Raw genomic sequence first — 16,821 nt, 5'->3', positions numbered from 1 at the left:
AGTACGGTAAGGCGACGCTGACGTGGTTTGAATTTGATTTTCGAAGAGTATTACTGCCCTTCATTTCTTATTAGCTGACTTTATGATATTACTACGAATAGTCTAGGAAAAAGTCTTTACAATCAAAAAACTCATACTAGCAGGCAGGGAAAAATTTTATATAATAATCTCAAAAAAGTTTAAAAAATATCGAAAAGCAGCTTGATATTGAGAATAGTCAAGATGATTGAAACTACGTAGCCAAGGATTGTATTCCACTTGGCATTGGTAAATTCTCCCATCACTGACTTCTTAGAGGTCAGATAGATTAAGGGGAAGATTGAAAACGGAAGAGCGATGGAAAGAAAGACCTGTGAATAGACCAACAACTGATCCAAGGTTTTTTCTTGATGTCCAAACAAAACAGCAACTATAATCACAGGGAGCAAGGCAAAAATACGTGTACCGATACGGATGATCCACTGAGGTAATTTCATATGCAAGAAACCTTCCATGACAATCTGTCCTGTCAAGGTGCCTGTGATAGTAGAATTTTGGCCACTTGCTAAGAGAGCCAGAGCAAATAAAGTTGACAGAGTTGAGCTGGCTATTGCTCCTGCTATTGTCGAATCCTGTAAGGCATTGTACATTTGAGAGAATGCTGAAATTTCAGATGCATGACCAAAAAAGAGCGATGCCCCTAAAATGAGAAGCAAGGAATTGACAACAAAGGCTAGGGACAACTGAAGATTTGAGTCCCAGGTCATAAAACGCACAGCTTTTCGAACATCCTTTTTATCCTTATGGTTGATTTTCCTTGTTTGAGATAGGGATGAATGAAGATAGAGATTATGGGGCATGACTGTCGCTCCTACAATCCCTAAAGCCAAAGTCAGTTGACTCTCATGTCCCGGCAAAGGACTTTCAAACAAAGTTGAAGTCGGTAAATAACCACCAAAGATCCCCTGCATACTTGGATTAGATAAAGCCACCAGATAAGAAAAGATTCCTAATATGGTTAAGATAAGGGTTGTAACAATAGCTTCAATCTTCTTGAAGCCAAATTTCATCAACAAAAGCAAAAGAAATACATCTAAAACAGTTAGGAGGATAGCCACCATAATCGGTATTTTAAACAAAAGATTCAAGGCAATCGCTGAACCCAAAACCTCAGCCAAGTCTGTCGCCATTAAAGCTAATTCTACAATCACCCACAGACTATAACGGAGCCACTTAGGAGCATGATGAGCTGTTGCCTGCGCTAAATCCATCCTAGTCACGATACCAAGCTTTCCAGCCATCTGTTGTAATTGCATGGCGATGATGGATGAAATCAAAATAACAAATAAGAGACTATACTTGTAGGAAGCACCACCAACCACACTGGTAATCCAGTTTCCAGGATCCATATAACCAACTGCTACAAGAGCTCCAGGCCCTAAAAATGCTTTTAGATTTTGCCAAAAATGATTGTTATTGGGAGTTTCAATAGATTGATTGATCTCAGAAAGGGAGACCTTTTTATAAGAAGACATAGGAATATTCACTTTCTAATCAAGTCTTTACCTAGTTTATTAATGAAGCTTTTGAAAATAAAATGAAAATAGTTTGCCTATTTCCAATTTATTCTTATTATATCACATTTTGGAACGATTCTTAAGGAAAGCATGATAGCTGAAATAAGCAACACCAGTATTGCAAAAGCCAGCGTTTTCTGACGCTGGCTTTTTAACTGTGAAAATTCTTTCTCAACTAGATTGCTTCTGTAACAAAACTACGGCTTTCCAATACTTTGAGCATGGCGTTAGCTGTATCTAATGCTGTAAAGAGGGGTACCCCGTGTTCAATGGCTGAACGGCGGATTTGCTCACCATCTTCATCAGCAGTTCGTTTGGTTCCAACTGTGTTAATGATAGCTTGAACTCTTCCTTTGCGAACAAAACTTGGGATATCTTTATCGTCATCACCAATCTTACCAACAGGTTGGGCTTGCAATCCATGACTGGCAAAGAAGGCAGCTGTCCCTTCCGTCGCGAGGATTCCATAGCCAATATTTTGGAAACGACGAGCCAAATCCAAGGCTTCTTCTTTCGCATCATCAGCGATAGTAAATACAACGTTACCAAAGGTTGGCAAGTGTAGGTAAGAAGCTTCAAAGGCTTTATAGAGAGCTTTTTCCAAAGTCGTATCAGAACCCATAACTTCACCTGTTGACTTCATTTCAGGACCGAGCAAGCTGTCTACCTTAGCTAGTTTCGTGAAGGAGAATACTGGTGCTTTAATATGAACTCGAGTACTTTCAGGGTAAAGACCATCTTGGTAGCCAAGTTCTGATAAACTTTGACCAAGAATAAGCTTGGTTGCTACCTGAGCCATAGGAATATTGGTTACTTTAGAAAGGAAAGGAACCGTACGGCTAGCACGCGGATTGACCTCAATAACGTAGACTTTTTCATCCTTGATGACAAACTGGATGTTCATCATACCAAGGCAGTTAAGACCGATTGCTAGGCGTTTAGTATAGTCTGCGATTGTTTCTTGCACCTTTTGCGACAAGGTTTGTGGTGGGTAAACGGCCATTGAGTCACCTGAGTGGACACCGGCACGTTCGATATGCTCCATGATACCAGGGATGAGAACATTTTCCCCGTCTGAGATGGCATCAACTTCGCACTCCTGACCAACAATGTAAGAATCGACAAGAACTGGGTGGTCTGGACTAGCCTTAACAGCAGTTCGCATGTAAGAACGAAGGTCTTCTTCGTTTTCAACGATTTCCATGGCACGTCCACCAAGTACATAAGATGGGCGGACAAGAACTGGGAAGCCAATCTTGCGAGCTGCAAGAACTGCTTCTTCTTCATTGGTAGCCGTTTGTCCTGGTGGCTGTGGAATATCCAAGTCTTTGAGAGCTTGCTCAAAGAGGTCGCGGTCTTCAGCACGGTCTAGGTCAGCAACCTGTGTACCAAGGATGGTCACACCTGCTTTTGCCAATGGCTCCGCAAGATTGATGGCTGTTTGACCACCAAACTGAACGATAACGCCTTTTGGTTGCTCTAAGTCGATAACATTCATAACATCTTCGAATGTCAATGGTTCAAAGTAGAGCTTGTCAGATACAGAGAAATCTGTAGAAACGGTCTCTGGGTTTGAGTTCATGATGATAGCTTCGTAGCCAGCCGCCTGAATAGCCTTAACAGAGTGAACAGTGGCGTAGTCAAACTCAACCCCTTGACCGATACGGATTGGACCAGAACCCAGAACTAGAACGGATTCTTTATCAGACTTGATAGATTCATTTTCCCAACCATAGGTTGAATAGAAATATGGAGTTTCAGAGTCAAACTCTGCCGCACAGGTATCAACCATCTTGTAGACTGGGACAATCTTGTTTTCCAAACGAAGTTGACGAACTTGGTCAGCTGTCGTTTCCCAGAGTTCAGCAATCTTACGATCAGAAAATCCATTAAGTTTGGCAGTTTTCAAAACTTCTAGATTTTGTGGATGAGCACCCAATTCTTGCTCAATTTCAAAGATATGCAAGAGTTTATCCAGATAGAAAATATCAATCTTGGTCAATTCAGCAATTTCTTCTGGTGTGTAGCCACGGCGAATTGCTTCAGATACATAGAAAAGACGGTCATCTTGAGCTTTCACAACCTTTTCAATCAAAGCATCATCAGAAACTGCTACAAGTTCAGGCATTTCATTGTGGTGCACCCCAATTTCTAGAGAGCGACAAGCCTTAAGGAGAGATTCCTCGATGTTCCGACCGATGGCCATAACTTCTCCAGTGGCCTTCATCTGGGTACCAAGACGACGTTCCCCTTTTTCAAACTTGTCAAATGGGAAACGTGGAATCTTAGCCACCACATAGTCAAGGGCTGGCTCAAACATGGCATATGTTGAACCTGTAACCGGGTTGATCACCTCATCCAAGGTCAAACCTACTGCAATCTTAGCAGCTAACTTAGCAATCGGGTAACCTGTCGCCTTAGAAGCAAGGGCTGACGAACGCGATACACGAGGATTTACTTCAATAACATAATACTTAAAGCTGTGGGGATCAAGTGCTAGCTGAACGTTACATCCACCTTCAATCTTGAGGGCACGAATGATGCTCAAACTCGCATCACGTAGCATTTGGTTTTCATAATCTGACATGGTTTGGGCAGGGGCAAATACGATGGAATCCCCTGTGTGAATCCCAACTGGGTCAAAGTTTTCCATGTTACAAACAACCAAAGCATTGTCAGCTGAGTCACGCATCACTTCGTATTCGATTTCCTTGAAACCTGCAATCGAACGTTCAATCAAACATTGGGTCACAGGTGACAATTTCAATCCATTTTCAGCGATTTCACGCAATTCTTCCTCATTAGCACACATTCCACCACCAGTACCACCAAGTGTAAAGGCTGGACGAACGATGACTGGGTAGCCAATTGTTGCTGCAAAGGCAACAGCTTCTTCGACTGTGTTGACAATTTCAGATTCTGGAATGGGTTGGTTGAGTTCTTCCATCAATTGTTTAAAGAGGTCACGGTCCTCCGCTTGGTCGATGGCAGATAGTTTAGTACCCAGAAGCTCAACACCAAGCTCATCAAGGATACCATTTTTAGATAATTCCATGGCCATGTTTAGACCTGTCTGACCACCGAGTGTTGGTAGCAAGGCATCTGGACGTTCCTTGCGAAGAATTCGTGTCACAAACTCAAGTGTAATCGGTTCAATATAAACCTTATCAGCAATTTCCTTGTCCGTCATGATAGTTGCAGGATTTGAGTTAACCAAAACAACCTCATAACCTTCCTCTTTCAAAGACAAGCAAGCCTGGGTCCCAGCGTAGTCAAACTCAGCAGCTTGACCAATAATAATCGGACCAGAACCAATCACCATAATTTTTTGAATATCAGTACGTTTAGGCATAGTTTATGATACAAAGCCCGTAAAGAACACAGTGAAAATAGGAAACTCGGTGCAGATGCCTTCAGCGTCAAGACGATGTTTATCTTTTTCACACAGTTCTTAGGGCGTGTTCACTTCCGCGAACAATGTATCTTCTCCTTTCTATTCGGCAACTCTCAGGTTGCCATTAAATAAATTCTCCGACGAGGTTTTACTCGTTCTTAGTTTGATCGTTTAAAAGCTTCCATCATCTCGATAAACTCGTCAAATAGGTAACTTGCATCGTGTGGACCAGGGGCTGCATCTGGGTGGTATTGAACAGAGAAAGCCGGTTGGTATCTGTGACGTACACCTTCAACTGACTTGTCATTGATTTCTTCATGGGTAATGATCAAGTGCTCTGGCAAATCCTCACGGCTAACTGCATAACCATGGTTTTGACTTGTAAAATCCACACGTCCTGTAGCAATTTCACGTACCGCATGGTTGAATCCACGGTGACCAAACTTCATCTTGTAAGTCTTTGCCCCGTTTGCCATTGCAAAGAGTTGGTGCCCCATACAAATACCAAAGATTGGAATCTTTCCTTGCACGCCTCGAATCATATCGAGTGCCTGTGGAACATCTTCTGGGTTACCTGGACCGTTTGACAACATAACTCCGTCAGGATTGAGATGGAGAATTTCTTCAGCCGTTGTCGAATAAGGAACAACCGTCACGTTACAGTTACGTTTAGAAAGTTCACGTAGGATTGAGTGCTTGAGACCAAAGTCCACTAGAACCACGCTCAAACCAACTCCTGGAGCTGGATAGGATGTTTTAGTAGAAACCTGCTTGATATTATCCGTCGGCAAGACTGTCGCTTGGAGCTGATCCGTCACATGGTCCATGCTGTCCCCAACATGGGTCAAGGTTGCACGCATAGTACCATGCTTACGGATGATCTTGGTAAGAGCACGCGTATCAATCCCTGAAATACCAGGAATTTTCTTGGCTTTCAAAAATTCATCCAAGGTCATTTGGTTGCGCCAGTTACTTGCTCTACGTGCCTCTTCGAAAACAACAACTCCCTTACAAGTTGGAATAATAGATTCGTAATCATCACGGTTGATTCCATAATTTCCCACCAAAGGATAAGTAAAGGTCAAGATTTGTCCATTATAAGACTGGTCTGTAATGGATTCTTGGTAGCCGGTCATGCCTGTATTAAAGACGATTTCGCCTGTTACATCAATATCTGCTCCGAAGGCCTTGCCTTCAAAAACTGTGCCATCTTCTAATACTAGAAGTCTTTTTGTCATATTTTCACCTCTCGTGGACGCTCACTGGCGTCTTTTAACGTCTTGTGTTTTAGTTGGCGTTTCTACTCGCCAGTATGGATTCTAAGATTGCCATTCGAACAAAGACACCATTGGTCATTTGTTGGACAATCCGTGATTTTGGTGCTTCAACCAAGTGGTCTGCGATTTCTACATCACGATTGACTGGAGCTGGGTGCATAAGGATTGCTGTTTCTTTCAAACGGTCATAACGTTCTTGAGTCAAGCCATGTTGGGCATGGTAGTCTTCTTTTGAAAATACAGCTCCACTATCATGGCGTTCATGTTGCACACGGAGAAACATCATGACATCCACCTGATCAATGATTTCATCAATGGTTACAAACTGTCCATAGTCCGCAAACTCTTGACTTCTCCATTCCTCAGGTCCAGCAAAGTAAAGTTCAGCTCCCAAGCGTTTCAAAATCTGCATATTGGATTTGGCAACGCGTGAGTGGTCCAAGTCGCCTGCAATAGCAACCTTAAGACCCTCAAAGTGACCAAATTCCTCATAAATAGTCATCAAATCAAGCAAGCTCTGGCTAGGGTGTTGTCCCGAACCATCTCCACCATTGATGATGGAAGTCGTAATCGTGGGACTAGCAATTAACTCTCTGTAGTAGTCAACCTCTGGGTGGCGAATCACACAGACATCCACTCCTAAAGCAGACAAAGTCAAAATGGTATCATAAAGTGTCTCACCCTTATTAACCGAACTAGTTTTCACATCAAAGTCAAGTCGTTCCAATCCCAGTTTAATTTCTGCCACTTCAAAGGACTTATGCGTCCGTGTAGAATCCTCAAAGAAAAGATTGGAAACAATCGGGTGGTCTTCATAAGGAAGCTGAGCTCCGTTTTTAAACTCAATTCCTCGCTTGATCAATTTCATCACTTGATCAACAGTGAGGTCTTCCATGGATACAACATGGTTCAATGCTTGTTGATTTTCTGACATGGCTACTCCTTTAGCTTTCTAAGCTTCTTCAGTAATCAGAACTCTGTCTTGGCCATCAAGTTCTGCCATCTCTACGATGATTTCTTCAGAACGACTAGTAGGGATATTTTTCCCAACGTAATCTGGACGGATTGGCAATTCTCTATGTCCACGATCGACTAGAACTGCTAAACTCACGCGCGCAGGACGACCATGACCTACAATATTATCAATAGCAGCACGAATAGTACGACCTGTATAAAGTACATCGTCCACCAAGATGACTTCACGGCCTGTCACATCAACAGAAATCAAAGAAGTATCTTCTCCGCTTTTAACATCATCACGGAAAGGTTTGGTGTCCAATTCCACAACAGGAACTGAAAGATTTTCTAGTTGCTCCAAACGTTCTTGGATACGGTGGGCGATAAAGACACCACGAGTTTTAATACCAGCCAAGACGATTTTATTCAAATCTTTGTTGCGCTCGATAATCTCATAAGTAATACGCGTAATCGCTCGTTTGACGGTTAATTCGTCTACAACTTCTTTTGTCTTCATGACAAACCTCCAAAAAGAAAAGTCTCCTTAAACAAGGAGACTTGAAATGTATAGCCAAGCGAGCCTTACTGGAAACAGTATAGACTTCACCCTTCTACTTTATCGCGCTCCTTGCCTGCCTCACGGGACAGGTTTAAAGGAATATTTAATTATCAATTACTATAGCACAAAGCGGGCCTAAAATCAAGCAAAAACTTTTGATGATCCATCTTATAAATTGCTAAAATCATATAACTGTGGGTACTGGTCACACTCTGGATTTTTAGGATGACAAATGGCTCGTCCAAAATAAATCATGGCCTGATGGGCTGCTAGCCACTGCTCCGGTGGCAAGATATCCATGACCCGTTTTTCCACCTCAAGTGGTGTCGCTGACTTTTTGACGATATCGTGGTGTTTACATATACGCTCTACATGAGTATCCACTGCAAAAGCTGGAATTCCAAACCCCACACTCATGACAACATTAGCTGTCTTGCGACCAACACCTGCCAAACTCTCCAATTCTTCACGAGTCTGAGGCACTTGACCGTCAAAATCGTCTAGTAACTGTTGGGCACATTTTTTAAGGAATTTAGCCTTATTTCGATACAGTCCCAGGCGAGAAATATGTGAGGCAATCTCACTCTCTGTCGCTACAGACATGGCTTGTGGGGTTGGAAAGGCAACAAAGAGACCTGGTGTGACCTTATTTACCGCTACATCCGTTGTCTGAGCTGATAACATGACCGCAACCAAGAGTTCAAAATGATTGGTAAAATCAAGACTAGGCTTAGCATCTGGAAAAAGAGCAATGATTTCTTCTAGCACTTTTCGTGCTCGTTTTTTTGATAAGACCATTACTCGTCTCCATCAAATAGTCCTTGTAGGTCAGCAAAAGGACTGTTTTCTTCTTTCTTAACTGCTTGTTGAGCTTGGTATTCTTCCTCTGTCATGATTTGCCAGTCATTTCCAGAAACAAATCCTTGACCAGCCTCTTCTTCTGCTGTCAAGACCTTGATAGGAATGTTTAGCAAGATATTGTCTGACACGCTCTCAGCAAGGTCAAGTTCTCCATTTTCGATAGGCAAGACCAAATCATCGTCTAAAACTTCCTGATCTAGTTGGTTAGTTGCGCCTTCCATGAAAACTTCCGTTACTGGATAAGATTCAACTAGCTCAACTGGCTCCATACTGCGACTTGAAGCAAGAACAATGGTATAAGATAGTTGATAATCTAAGAAATACATACGGTCTTCGTACTGTACTTTCCCAACTGCAAGGATATCTTTTACATCTAAAATTTCTTGATTGCGTGAACGCAGGTCAGCAACTAGGTCTAACGTCTGTTCAAAATGCAAGCCTTCAGACTGCTTACGAATTTCTTGAATATTTAATTTCATACTTCCTCCATAAAGATTTACTCTCTTGATTATACCATGAAAAGGCCACAAACCAGCACACCAAACTTTGTAATTAAAATTTGAATTTTTGACATATTTACCATGAAAATTTTGTTTTTAGTGCTATACTGTCGGCAAGAATACATCAGAGCAAGGAGGAGGCTCACATGGAAGACAAAGCACTGATTACTAATGCAACCCAACTCCTATCTGAGTTATACTCTTCGATAATCTCTTCAAACCGCGTCAACGTCGACTTGTCGTTAGTATGAGATACTGACTTCGTCCGTTCTATCTGCAACCTCAAAGCTGTGCTTTGAGCAGCCTGCGACTAGTTTCCTAGTTTGTTCTTTAATTTTCATTGAGTATAAAACCTAGAATTTCCAGTTTTCTATTGACAAAAGTTCCTGAAAGGTATAGGATAGAGGTACTAATACTCGGAGGTAAGGGAGACATGAACAACTAAGTCTATCAAATAAATAATCTTTATTTAGTAGATCTTGTTTTTGTCTCTTTTTGTGTGCTCTTTTTGTACTAGATTTTCTGGTACTTTATCCTCTTTGAAAATCAAAAAACTAGAAAGCTAACCATCTGCTCCTCTTGGGTTGGATAGGGGTAGACAAGCCTAGTTTGACAGGATTTTCAACATGGATAATAGCGTTTCTGACAGTGACTTTGGGCTCTACTAGATAAAGTAGAGCTTTTTGTTATGCACTATGGACATTCTAGAAAGGGCAATTATATGATAAAAATTAATCACCTGACCATCACTCAAAACAAAGATTTACGAGACCTTGTCTCTGACCTAAGCATGACCATCCAAGACGGGGAAAAGGTCGCTATTATTGGCGAAGAAGGAAATGGAAAATCAACCTTACTTAAAACTTTAATGGGGGAAACTTTGTCTGATTTCACTATCAGGGGAGACATTCAATCTGATTATCAATCAATAGCCTACATTCCTCAAAAACTCCCCGAGGACCTGAAAAAGAAAACTTTACACAACTACTTCTTTTTAGATACTATTGATTTAGATTACAGTGTCCTCTATCGTTTAGCTGAGGAATTGCATTTTGATAGCAATCGCTTTGCTAGTGACCAAGATATCGGGAGCCTATCGGGTGGCGAAGCTTTGAAAATTCAGCTCATCCATGAGTTAGCCAAACCCTTTGAGATTCTATTTTTAGATGAACCTTCAAATGACCTGGACCTTGAGACGGTTGATTGGCTAAAAAGACAGATACAGAAGATGAGGCAAACCGTTATTTTCATTTCCCATGATGAAGACTTTCTTTCTGAAACGGCTGATACTATTGTCCACCTGCGACTGATCAAGCACCGTAAAGAAGCGGAAACCCTAGTAGAACATTTAGACTATGATCGCTATAGCGACCAGAGAAAGGCTAATTTTATCAAACAAAGCCAGCAAGCTGCTAACGAGCAAAGAGCCTACGATAAAACCATGGAAAAACATCGGCGAGTCAAGCAAAATGTAGAGACTGCGCTTCGAGCTACCAAAGACAGTACTGCTGGGCGCCTATTAGCTAAAAAGATGAAAAATGTTCTCTCTCAAGAAAAACGCATTGAAAAGACAGCTCAGTCCATGACCCAAAAACCACTTGAAGAAGAACACATTCAACTTTTCTTCTCAGACATACAGCCATTACCTGCTTCTAAAGTCTTAATCCAGCTGGAAAAAGAAAGTTTGTCCATTGGCGACCGAGTTTTGTCTCAGGAACTACAACTAACTGTCCGTAGGCAAGAAAAAATCGGTATCATCGGTCAAAATGGTGTTGGTAAATCAACTCTGTTAGCCAAGTTACATCAACTTCTTAATGATAAAAAAGAGATTTCCCTTGGTTTTATGCCACAAGATTACCAGCAAAAACTGCAATTGGATTTATCACCAATAGCCTACCTCAGCAAAACTGGAGAAAAAGAGGAACTACAGAAAATCCAATCTCACTTAGCAAGTCTCAATTTTAGTTATCCAGAAATGCAGCATCAAATTCGCTCCTTATCTGGCGGACAACAGGGAAAACTCCTGCTTTTGGATTTAGTCTTGCGCAAACCAAACTTTCTCCTGCTGGATGAACCTACACGAAACTTTTCTCCAACTTCTCAACCTGAAATAAGAAAACTCTTTGCAACATATCCAGGTGGTATCATCACTGTTTCGCATGACCGTCGTTTCTTAAAAGAAGTCTGTTCGACCATCTATCGCTTGACAGAACACGGTTTAGAAGTAGTTAATTTAGAAGATTTATAAATTTGCAACATAGCAAAAATCCAGAGACGACCTCTGGATTCTTTTTTACATATGTTTCAAACGTTCAATCCGTTCTGAGATCGGTGGGTGGGTATAAAAGAGTTTTTGGAACCCTCCCCCTTTCTTGGGATCATTGATATATAGTGCACTGCTGGCATCATCGACAGGATGACTCATCGGTTTACTGTTGTCTAACTTGCGTAGAGCATTAATCATCCCTTGAGGATTGCGCGTCAACTCGACACTGGAAGCATCCGCTAGGAATTCCCTCTGACGAGAAATAGCTAGTTGTACCAAGGTGGCAGCAAGAGGTGCCAGCACAATAGCTAGTAGAGAAACTACGAGCATAATGATTTCTAGGCCATTTCCATCTCGGTCATCATCACTTCGTCTGCGACCTGCTCCACCCCACCACATCATACGACCTGCCATACTAGAAAGCATGGTGATAGCACTAGCAAGGGCAACAGCAATAGTCGAAATACGGATATCGTAATTACGAATATGACTGACTTCATGTCCCATAACAGCTTCTAGTTCTTCACGATTCATGATAGCCAGGAGACCTGAAGTCGCAGCAACCGCCGCGTTTTGAGGGTTAGAACCTGTCGCAAAGGCATTTAAGGCTGGATCATCAATGATGAAAACACGAGGCATAGGAATCTGGGCCACCATAGCCATATCTTCCACTACATGGTAGAGGTCTGGTGCCGTTTGCTCATCCACCTCACGCGCTCCATTCATGGACATGACAATCTCTGTCGATTGAAAAATCATGGACAAGGCATAGATAAAGCCGATAATCAGTGCGATAACCAAACCACCAAACCCAGACCGCATAAAGAGGTAACCAACCGCATAACCAACAAGAGCTAAGAGTAGGAAAAATACCAGCAACAAAATCCACGTTCTTCGTTTATTGCTTGCAATTTGATCAAACAACATCTTAGTCACCTAAACCGCTAAAATCAACTTTAGGAACTGCTTTTTCCTCTTCTGGAGTTTGAAGGAAATCTGCTGCTTTAAATCCAAACATTCCAGCGATAATATTGCTTGGGAAAGTTTCTAATTTTACATTGTAGTTGCTGACAACACTGTTGTAGAGTTGACGAGAGTAAGAAATTTTATTTTCTGTATTTGTCAACTCCTCTTGCAATTTAACAAAGTTGGCACTGGCTTTCAAATCTGGATAGCTTTCTGCAACTGCAAAGATACCTGAAACCTGGCGAGTAAGGGCATCACTAGCTTTCATAGCTTCTGCTGGTGAAGTCGCTGCCGCCACTTGGTTACGCAGTTCTGCCACCTTTTCAAGGGTAGAACCTTCATATTTGGCATAACCTTTTACAGTCTCAATCAAGTTTGGCAAGAGGTCATTTCGACGTTTCAACTGAACATCAATCTGACTCCAAGCCTCCTTTGTTTGCATACGATTTTTAACCAAACCGTTATAGCTAACAATCACAAAAATAACAATAAGAGCTAAAACTCCAAGAATAATCCAAATCATTATATAAGTCCTTTCTGCTTTTAGATTAGTACCAGTATATCAAATTTTTAATGATTGTGGTAAAATAAGATGATACTAAAGAAGGAAATAACTATGAAACCAGAAACATTTTACAACCTGCTTGCCGAGCAAAATCTTCCACTTTCGGACCAGCAAAAAAAACAATTTGAACGTTATTTTGAGATCTTGGTCGAGTGGAATGAAAAGATTAATTTAACAGCCATTACGGACAAGGAAGAAGTTTATCTCAAACATTTTTACGATTCGATTGCACCCATTCTGCAAGGTTTGATTCCCAATGAAACTATCAAACTTCTTGATATTGGAGCTGGGGCGGGATTTCCTAGTCTACCAATGAAAATCCTCTATCCTCAGTTAGATGTTACTATCATTGATTCACTCAATAAGCGCATCAACTTCCTCCAACTTTTGGCTCAAGAGCTGGATTTGGACAATGTTCATTTCTACCATGGACGTGCCGAAGACTTTGCACAAGACAAAAACTTCCGTGCTCAATATGATTTTGTAACAGCTCGTGCGGTTGCCCGCATGCAGGTTTTATCTGAATTGACAATTCCTTACCTCAAAGTTGGCGGAAAACTATTGGCACTCAAGGCTAGTAATGCGCCTGAGGAATTATTAGAAGCTAAGAATGCTCTCAACCTCCTTTTTAGTAAGGTCGAAGATAATCTCAGTTACGCCCTCCCAAATGGAGATCCACGTTACATCACAGTGGTAGAAAAGAAAAAAGAAACACCAAACAAATATCCACGTAAGGCTGGCATGCCAAATAAACGCCCGCTTTAAATTTTTTACTAAAAAATGATTTACAAAGTTTACAATTTTTGCTATACTATCACAAGCAAAGGTTTTTAATGTCATCCCGTGAGGTGACGAAGACGCAGAAATACTTGAAACTCTTTAAAGTCTAGATTTTAGAGAAGTCTTACTCTGAGGGCCTATTGCTGTAAAATAATGGGCTCTTTTTTGATGCCCAAAAGTGAGGTTTATATGAAACAAGAATCAACTGTTGATTTGTTACTAGACGTTGACCAACGTCCTTCGACTGGAAAAGGAATTCTCCTTAGCTTCCAACACGTTTTCGCCATGTTTGGTGCGACCATCTTGGTACCATTGATTTTGGGAATGCCTGTATCTGTTGCCCTGTTTGCTTCAGGTGTAGGAACACTCATCTACATGATTTCAACTGGTTTTAAAGTTCCAGTTTATCTAGGTTCTTCATTTGCCTTTATCACAGCAATGTCTCTTGCTATGAAAGAAATGGGTGGTGATGTATCTGCTGCTCAAACAGGGGTTATCTTGACTGGTTTGGTCTATGTCCTTGTGGCTGCTGGTGTTCGTTTTGCGGGCACAAAATGGATTGATAAACTCTTGCCACCAATCATCATCGGACCTATGATTATCGTTATCGGTCTTGGACTTGCAGGTTCAGCTGTTACCAACGCTGGTCTTGTAGCTGATGGAAATTGGAAAAATGCTCTTGTAGCAGTTGTTACTTTCTTGATTGCTGCCTTTATCAATACAAAAGGAAAAGGATTCCTACGAATCATTCCATTCCTCTTTGCCATTATCGGTGGTTACCTCTTCGCACTAACTCTTGGCTTGGTTGACTTTACACCAGTTCTGAAAGCTAACTGGTTTGAAATCCCTGGTTTCTACTTGCCATTTAGCACAGGTGGTGCCTTTAAAGAATACAATCTTTACTTTGGTCCAGAAACCATCGCTATCTTGCCAATCGCTATCGTAACAATTTCTGAACATATCGGAGACCATACTGTTTTGGGTCAAATCTGTGGTCGTCAATTCTTGAAAGAACCAGGTCTTCACCGTACTCTTCTTGGTGACGGTATCGCAACCTCTGTTTCTGCCTTCCTTGGTGGACCAGCCAATACAACTTACGGAGAAAATACAGGGGTTATTGGTATGACTCGTATCGCTTCTGTTTCAGTTATCCGTAACGCTGCCTTTATCGCTATTGCCCTTAGCTTCCTTGGTAAATTCACTGCCTTGATTTCAACTATTCCAAATTCTGTACTTGGTGGTATGTCAATCCTTCTCTATGGGGTTATCGCCAGCAACGGTTTGAAAGTTTTGATCAAAGAACGTGTTGATTTTGCTCAAATGCGTAACTTAATCATCGCAAGTGCTATGTTGGTCCTTGGACTTGGAGGAGCTATCCTTAAACTTGGTCCAGTTACCCTTTCAGGTACTGCCCTATCAGCCATGACAGGAATCATCTTGAACTTGATCTTGCCATACGAAAATAAAGACTAAGAATCTAAACACATCAAAAAACGAGCATTTCCAATTACGGAAGTGCTCATTTTTCTTCTTTCTAAAAAAGGAAAGCCCTGCGGCCTTCCTTTGTCTTACTTGCGTTTCTTCTTCGCTTTCTTCATTTTATTAGCCATGCGTTTCATAGACTGTTTCATGGCAAATTCACCGATTTTACCTTTGAGTCCGCCACCAAACATCTGACTCATATCTGGCATTCCTGCTCCTCCGAGAGCTGACAAGTCAGGCATTCCACCTTGTCCCATCATTCCTTCAAGGGCAGACATATCCATTCCTCCCATATTTGGCATATTTTTAGGAAGGTTGTTTGGATTAATTCCCATCTGCTTCATCATCTTGTTCATATCCCCAGACATGACACCCTGCATGAGCTGTTTAGCCTGGTTAAAGTCCTTGATGAATTTATTGACCTCAACAAAAGTATTTCCAGAACCTGAAGCGATACGACGGCGACGGCTTGGATTTAACAAATCTGGATTTTCACGTTCTTCAGGTGTCATGGAAGACACAATAGCACGTTTGCGTGCAATCTGGCGCTCATCCACTTTCATGTTTTGAAGGGCTGGATTGTTAGCCATCCCTGGAATCATCTTGAGCAAGTCTTCCATTGGTCCCATGTTTTGCACCTGATCCAACTGATCGATGAAATCATTGAAATCAAAGGTGTTTTCACGCATCTTCTCAGCCATTTCAAGGGCTTTTTGCTCATCGTATTCTTGAGAAGCTTTCTCAATCAAAGTGAGCATATCCCCCATGCCAAGGATACGGCTAGACATACGGTCTGGGTGGAAGGTTTCAATGTCCGTAATCTTTTCACCCGTACCAGTGAACTTGATTGGTTTTCCAGTAATGTGACGAACAGATAGAGCCGCACCACCACGAGTATCGCCATCAATCTTAGTAAGGATAACCCCAGTCACTTCTAACTGAGCATTGAACTCACGCGCAACATTGGCCGCTTCTTGACCAATCATGGCATCAACCACGAGGAGAATTTCGTTTGGTTGAGCTAGTGCTTTCACGTCACGAAGTTCATTCATGAGAAGCTCATCAATCTGCAAACGACCTGCCGTATCAATCAAGACATAGTCATTATGATTGGCTTGGGCTTGTTCCAAACCTTGACGAACAATCTCCACAGCTGGAACCTCTGTCCCAAGAGCGAAGACAGGCACATCAATCTGTTGTCCCAAGGTCTTAAGCTGATCAATGGCAGCAGGACGATAGATATCCGCCGCAATCATCAAAGGACGAGCATTTTCTTCTTTCTTGAGTTTGTTGGCCAATTTACCTGCAAAGGTTGTTTTACCAGCCCCCTGCAAACCGACCATCATGATGATCGTCGGAATCTTAGGTGACTTGATAATCTCTGCCGTATCAGAACCTAAAACAGCAGTCAGTTCCTCATCAACGATTTTAATAATTTGTTGGGCAGGATTGAGGGTATCAATGACCTCATGTCCGACTGCACGTTCACGAACCTTCTTGATAAAGTCCTTTACAACAGGTAAGGCAACATCGGCTTCAAGCAAGGCCAAGCGAATTTCTTTGGTTGCCTCTTGGACATCAGATTCAGAGATGTTTCCTTTTTTACGTAGATTTTTAAAGACGTTCTGCAAACGTTCTGTTAAACTTTCAAATGCCAT

General features: G+C 41.7%; 13 protein-coding genes. 3 read left to right on the top strand and 10 right to left on the bottom strand.

Annotation, left to right across the window (positions count from 1 at the left end; translation table 11 throughout):
• Positions 1–179 precede the first annotated feature (179 nt).
• The 7 genes from ADG81_RS05545 to ADG81_RS05515 form a co-directional block, all read right to left on the bottom strand.
• Positions 180–1,514: an Nramp family divalent metal transporter gene (locus ADG81_RS05545; protein WP_049551159.1), complete on the bottom strand. Its 1,335-nt coding sequence runs from the start codon at positions 1,512–1,514 to the stop codon at positions 180–182.
• Between the two features lie 217 nt (positions 1,515–1,731).
• On the bottom strand, positions 1,732–4,908 hold the full coding sequence (gene carB / locus ADG81_RS05540; RefSeq protein WP_049551158.1) for a carbamoyl-phosphate synthase large subunit: 3,177 nt from the start codon (positions 4,906–4,908) through the stop codon (positions 1,732–1,734).
• Positions 4,909–5,108: 200 nt separating this feature from the next.
• Positions 5,109–6,188, bottom strand: coding sequence for a carbamoyl phosphate synthase small subunit (locus ADG81_RS05535; protein ID WP_049500415.1), 1,080 nt, complete (start codon positions 6,186–6,188; stop codon positions 5,109–5,111).
• 49 nt (positions 6,189–6,237) lie between these two features.
• The gene (locus tag ADG81_RS05530; RefSeq protein ID WP_049551157.1) at positions 6,238–7,161 is read right to left on the bottom strand and encodes an aspartate carbamoyltransferase catalytic subunit; all 924 of its coding nucleotides are present in this window, start codon (positions 7,159–7,161) and stop codon (positions 6,238–6,240) included.
• Between the two features lie 18 nt (positions 7,162–7,179).
• Positions 7,180–7,701 carry a bifunctional pyr operon transcriptional regulator/uracil phosphoribosyltransferase PyrR gene (gene pyrR / locus ADG81_RS05525; protein ID WP_033681983.1) on the bottom strand — a complete coding sequence of 174 codons (522 nt, stop codon included), beginning with the start codon at positions 7,699–7,701 and terminating at the stop codon, positions 7,180–7,182.
• A 210-nt stretch (positions 7,702–7,911) separates the two neighbouring features.
• On the bottom strand, positions 7,912–8,541 hold the full coding sequence (gene nth / locus ADG81_RS05520; protein ID WP_049551156.1) for an endonuclease III: 630 nt from the start codon (positions 8,539–8,541) through the stop codon (positions 7,912–7,914).
• Entirely contained in the window at positions 8,541–9,083 is a 543-nt protein-coding gene (locus ADG81_RS05515) for a YceD family protein (protein ID WP_049551155.1), read from the bottom strand. The genes nth and ADG81_RS05515 overlap by 1 nt, the downstream gene beginning before the upstream one ends.
• 709 nt (positions 9,084–9,792) lie before the next feature.
• On the opposite strand from ADG81_RS05515, the gene ADG81_RS05510 reads away from it, so the two are divergent.
• Positions 9,793–11,352, top strand: a complete 1,560-nt coding sequence (locus ADG81_RS05510; protein WP_049551154.1) for an ATP-binding cassette domain-containing protein — start codon at positions 9,793–9,795, stop codon at positions 11,350–11,352.
• Positions 11,353–11,397: 45 nt separating this feature from the next.
• Here ADG81_RS05510 and htpX read toward each other — a convergent pair whose 3' ends face one another.
• A complete protein-coding gene (gene htpX, locus ADG81_RS05505) occupies positions 11,398–12,297 on the bottom strand; it encodes a zinc metalloprotease HtpX (protein ID WP_049551153.1) in 900 nt (299 codons plus the stop codon).
• A gap of 1 nt (position 12,298) precedes the next feature.
• Positions 12,299–12,859, bottom strand: coding sequence for a LemA family protein (locus ADG81_RS05500; protein ID WP_049551152.1), 561 nt, complete (start codon positions 12,857–12,859; stop codon positions 12,299–12,301).
• Between the two features lie 93 nt (positions 12,860–12,952).
• Between ADG81_RS05500 and rsmG the strand changes: the two genes are divergently transcribed.
• Both rsmG and ADG81_RS05490 read left to right on the top strand, forming a co-directional pair.
• Positions 12,953–13,666: a 16S rRNA (guanine(527)-N(7))-methyltransferase RsmG gene (rsmG, locus tag ADG81_RS05495; RefSeq protein WP_049551151.1), complete on the top strand. Its 714-nt coding sequence runs from the start codon at positions 12,953–12,955 to the stop codon at positions 13,664–13,666.
• 204 nt (positions 13,667–13,870) lie between these two features.
• The gene (locus ADG81_RS05490; protein ID WP_049551160.1) at positions 13,871–15,154 is read left to right on the top strand and encodes a uracil-xanthine permease family protein; all 1,284 of its coding nucleotides are present in this window, start codon (positions 13,871–13,873) and stop codon (positions 15,152–15,154) included.
• Between the two features lie 95 nt (positions 15,155–15,249).
• On the opposite strand, the gene ffh is transcribed toward ADG81_RS05490, so the two are convergent.
• A complete protein-coding gene (gene ffh / locus ADG81_RS05485) occupies positions 15,250–16,821 on the bottom strand; it encodes a signal recognition particle protein (RefSeq protein ID WP_049551150.1) in 1,572 nt (523 codons plus the stop codon).

Source organism: Streptococcus pseudopneumoniae, from assembly GCF_001070815.1.
GTDB lineage: Bacteria > Bacillota > Bacilli > Lactobacillales > Streptococcaceae > Streptococcus > Streptococcus pseudopneumoniae_P.
The sequence above is the reverse complement of the archived record's forward strand: the minus strand, read 5'-3'. Positions and strand labels throughout refer to the sequence as shown.

Bases quoted from the DNA above. Each gene is read 5' to 3' on its own strand.
- ADG81_RS05490 (WP_049551160.1), top strand. From the start codon at position 13,871: ATGAAACAAGAATCAACTGTTGATTTGTTACTAGACGTTGACCAACGT.
- ADG81_RS05530 (WP_049551157.1), bottom strand. From the start codon at position 7,161: ATGTCAGAAAATCAACAAGCATTGAACCATGTTGTATCCATGGAAGAC.
- ADG81_RS05545 (WP_049551159.1), bottom strand. From the start codon at position 1,514: ATGTCTTCTTATAAAAAGGTCTCCCTTTCTGAGATCAATCAATCTATT.
- ADG81_RS05535 (WP_049500415.1), bottom strand. From the start codon at position 6,188: ATGACAAAAAGACTTCTAGTATTAGAAGATGGCACAGTTTTTGAAGGC.
- htpX (WP_049551153.1), bottom strand. From the start codon at position 12,297: ATGTTGTTTGATCAAATTGCAAGCAATAAACGAAGAACGTGGATTTTG.
- ADG81_RS05515 (WP_049551155.1), bottom strand. From the start codon at position 9,083: ATGAAATTAAATATTCAAGAAATTCGTAAGCAGTCTGAAGGCTTGCAT.
- ADG81_RS05500 (WP_049551152.1), bottom strand. From the start codon at position 12,859: ATGATTTGGATTATTCTTGGAGTTTTAGCTCTTATTGTTATTTTTGTG.
- nth (WP_049551156.1), bottom strand. From the start codon at position 8,541: ATGGTCTTATCAAAAAAACGAGCACGAAAAGTGCTAGAAGAAATCATT.
- ADG81_RS05510 (WP_049551154.1), top strand. From the start codon at position 9,793: ATGCACTATGGACATTCTAGAAAGGGCAATTATATGATAAAAATTAAT.
- rsmG (WP_049551151.1), top strand. From the start codon at position 12,953: ATGAAACCAGAAACATTTTACAACCTGCTTGCCGAGCAAAATCTTCCA.
- ffh (WP_049551150.1), bottom strand. From the start codon at position 16,821: ATGGCATTTGAAAGTTTAACAGAACGTTTGCAGAACGTCTTTAAAAAT.
- pyrR (WP_033681983.1), bottom strand. From the start codon at position 7,701: ATGAAGACAAAAGAAGTTGTAGACGAATTAACCGTCAAACGAGCGATT.
- carB (WP_049551158.1), bottom strand. From the start codon at position 4,908: ATGCCTAAACGTACTGATATTCAAAAAATTATGGTGATTGGTTCTGGT.